The following is a 3,335-nucleotide window of genomic DNA, read 5'->3' on the forward strand; positions in this document are numbered from 1 at the left end:
CATGTCTATCCGCGCCAGCTTTCTGAAAGGTTCCCCACCCGGCGACCTGCCCGTGGCCGGCGACCGCACGCCTGATGCCACACTGGCCGGTTTTGTGGCAAGGAAAAGGCGGCACGGCCAAAGCGTATCGCGTTTGATCGGATTCATGCGATGCGCTTTAGCGTCTTAGTTTATGCATGTCGTTCGCCCAAAACCGAGATCAGTTTTGGGCGACATGCCTCAGACGAACAGGTTCCGCTCCCGCTCCACCATCTTGGTGATGAAGCTGGCGACGATCTGAACGCGGCGCAGCGGCCTGACCGATTCGTGATAGACCAGCCAGTAGGCGCGGCGGATCGGCGCGACTACATCGACCGGCACCAATTCCGGCATCGAGCGGGCGACGAAGGTGTGCAGGATGCCGATGCCGGCGCCCGAGCGCACTGCTTCGGCCTGGCCGAGCGCCGAGGAGATGGCGAAACTGGTGCGCCAGTCCGCGCTGAATTCGGCCGCGTAGTCGAGCGAAGGGCTGACAATGAGATCCGGCACATAGCCGATAAGGGTGTGCTGGCCGAGTTCGGCCGCTGTTTTGGGCAGACCATTGGCATCGACATAAGCGCGCGAGGCAAACAGGCCGAGCGAATAGTCGACCAGCTTTCCCGCCACCAGCCGGCCTTCGGTCGGCCGCTCGACAGTGATGGCGATGTCCGCCTCGCGGCGCGACAGGGAGAAGGAGCGCGGCACCGGCACCAGCTGGATCGTCAGCTCGCGGTGCAGGGCGGTCAGCGCGCCAAGGCGCTTGGCCAGGAAGGCAACGCCAAAACCGTCCGGGGCGCCGATGCGCACCGTGCCGGAAACATCGTCGCCTTCGCCTGATATGGTCGAGCGCGCGGCGATCATGTCGCCCTCCATGCGCTCGGCAATGTCGAGGAAGCGCTCGCCGGCGGGAGTCAGCTCGCTGCCGGTGGTCAGCCGGCGAAACAGCTTTGTCCGCAGCGCATCCTCGAGTGCGGCGATGCGGCGTGAGACGGTGGCGTGGTTGAGCTCCAGCCGTTTGGCGGCGCCAAGGATCTGGCCGGCACGCGCCACGGCAAGGAAGATGCGGACGTCATCCCAGTTCATGGGGATGGTCCAGATGACAATCGCTGACGCCGCGTCCTGTGGTGGGAACTCAATCTCTCAATCCCTGCTGCTATCAGACGGGTCTCCGCATTTGCGAGAATTGATGCTCGTCCGTCAACCGCTATCTACTTTCCGCACAACGGTTGCGTTCTCCGTCGCGTTGCCATCCGCCGGCCAAAGGCGGACAATGCAGCATCACAAACAAGGGAGAGAAATCATGATCGATTATGGTCATTTCATCGGCGGCAAGCATGTCGCCGGGACCAGCGGCCGCAAGCAGGATGTCATGCAGCCGATGGATGGCTCCGTGCGCGGCACGGTGGCGCTGGCATCACAGGCGGAACTGCGCGCTGCGGTGGAGAACGCCAAGGCTGCGCAGCCGAAATGGGCCGCAACCAACCCGCAGCGTCGCGTGCGCGTGCTGATGAAGTTTCTCGAACTGGTCGCCCGCGACTATGACGAACTGGCCGACATCCTGGCGCGCGAGCACGGCAAGACGATCGCCGACGCCAAGGGCGACATCCAGCGCGGCCTCGAAGTGGTCGAAGTCTGCATCGGCGCGCCGCACATGATGAAGGGTGAATTCACCGACGGCGCCGGCCCCGGCATCGACGTCTATTCGATGCGCCAGCCGCTCGGCGTCGTCGCCGGCATCACACCGTTCAACTTCCCGGCAATGATCCCGCTGTGGAAGATCGCGCCGGCCATCGCCTGCGGCAACGCCTTCATCCTGAAGCCTTCGGAGCGCGATCCGGGCGTGCCGATGCGCATCGCCGAACTGTTCCTCGAAGCTGGCCTGCCGGCGGGCATCCTCAATGTCGTCAATGGCGACAAGGACGTGGTCGACGCCATCCTCGACGATCCCGACATCAAGGCCATCGGCTTTGTCGGCTCGACGCCGATCGCCCACTACATCTATTCGCGCGGCACGGCCGCCGGCAAGCGCGTGCAGTGCTTCGGCGGCGCCAAGAACCACATGATCATCATGCCCGATGCCGACATGGACCAGACGGTCGACGCGCTGATCGGCGCCGGCTACGGCTCGGCCGGCGAACGCTGCATGGCGATCTCGGTTGCCGTCCCGGTCGGCAACGACACCGCCAACCGGCTGATGGAAAAGCTGATCCCGCGCGTCGAAAGCCTGAAGGTCGGTCCTTCGACCGACTCTTCCGCCGATTTCGGCCCGCTGGTGACGCGCCAAGCCCTGGAGCGGGTCAAGGGCTATGTCGACACCGGCGTCAAGGAAGGCGCCAAGCTGGTCGTCGACGGCCGCGGCTTCTCCATGCAGGGCTATGAAGACGGCTACTATATGGGCGGCTGCCTGTTCGACAACGTCACCGCGGACATGCGCATCTACAAGGAAGAGATCTTTGGGCCGGTGCTGTCGGTTGTGCGCGCGCCGACCTATGAGAGCGCGATCAAGCTCGCCAACGACCACGAGATGGGCAATGGCGTCGCCATCTTCACCCGTGACGGCGATGCCGCGCGCGATTTCGCAAGCCGTGTCCAGGTCGGCATGGTCGGCATCAATGTGCCGATCCCGGTGCCGATCGCCTACTACACCTTCGGCGGTTGGAAGGCGTCTTCCTTCGGCGACCTCAACCAGCACGGCCCGGACGCGTTCCGTTTCTACACCAAGACCAAGACGGTGACCTCGCGCTGGCCGTCCGGGATCAAGGACGGTGCCGAATTCGTCATCCCGACGATGAACTGACCGGACGATTTCCTGGTTGCGCGTCCTCGCCTTCGGCTGCGGTCGCGCGGGCAGGCATCAAGGACGGTGCCGAATTCGTCATCCCGACGATGAACTGACCGGACAACAGATTGATTTTGAATTTGAGGCCCGGGCGCTCGCGCCCGGGCTTTTTTGCAGTCCGGTGACGACCCTATCTGCGTGAACGCTAATGTGATGGAACCAAGTGGGCATCTGCCGTCTTGGTTTGCAGTCCTGCCGCAAGGAGGTACGGCAGATCAAGCAACGGCGCTGGCGACAGCTTCGGGGACATCGTCTGGCGCAAGGAGGTGTCAGATGACCCGTCTTGTGGCAACGCTATTTTTCGCGGCGGTTTCCGCGTTTGCCGCCGTCCCGGCGATGGCGGAGCAATGCGCAGCCCGTGCGGATATGATCAAAGCGCTCGGGGAAAAATTCCACGAAAGCGAGGCTGCGCGCGGCCTGGTCAACCCGAGCGTCATTCTTGAGATATTCGTCTCCGACCAGGGCACCTGGACGATCC

The 3,335-nt window shown here is 63.6% G+C and carries 3 protein-coding genes; 2 read left to right on the top strand and 1 reads right to left on the bottom strand.

From position 1 onward, the window contains the following. Window positions 1-219 precede the first annotated feature (219 nt). The gene (locus tag EN991_RS28750) at window positions 220-1,101 is read right to left on the bottom strand and encodes a LysR family transcriptional regulator (protein ID WP_013529085.1); all 882 of its coding nucleotides are present in this window, start codon (window positions 1,099-1,101) and stop codon (window positions 220-222) included. Window positions 1,102-1,318: 217 nt separating this feature from the next. Between EN991_RS28750 and EN991_RS28755 the strand changes: the two genes are divergently transcribed. Both EN991_RS28755 and EN991_RS28760 read left to right on the top strand, forming a co-directional pair. After that, the gene (locus EN991_RS28755) at window positions 1,319-2,815 is read left to right on the top strand and encodes a CoA-acylating methylmalonate-semialdehyde dehydrogenase (protein ID WP_013529086.1); all 1,497 of its coding nucleotides are present in this window, start codon (window positions 1,319-1,321) and stop codon (window positions 2,813-2,815) included. Between the two features lie 315 nt (window positions 2,816-3,130). After that, window positions 3,131-3,335 (top strand): hypothetical protein (locus tag EN991_RS28760; protein ID WP_127370013.1); only part of this gene is annotated, 205 nt, incomplete at its 3' end.

It is taken from the genome of Mesorhizobium sp. M7A.F.Ca.US.005.03.2.1 (assembly GCF_003997795.1).
Taxonomy (GTDB): domain Bacteria; phylum Pseudomonadota; class Alphaproteobacteria; order Rhizobiales; family Rhizobiaceae; genus Mesorhizobium; species Mesorhizobium ciceri.

Coding starts and splice junctions, on each gene's coding strand:
- EN991_RS28750 (WP_013529085.1), bottom strand. CDS start 1,101: ATGAACTGGGATGACGTCCGCATCTTCCTTGCCGTGGCGCGTGCCGGC.
- EN991_RS28755 (WP_013529086.1), top strand. CDS start 1,319: ATGATCGATTATGGTCATTTCATCGGCGGCAAGCATGTCGCCGGGACC.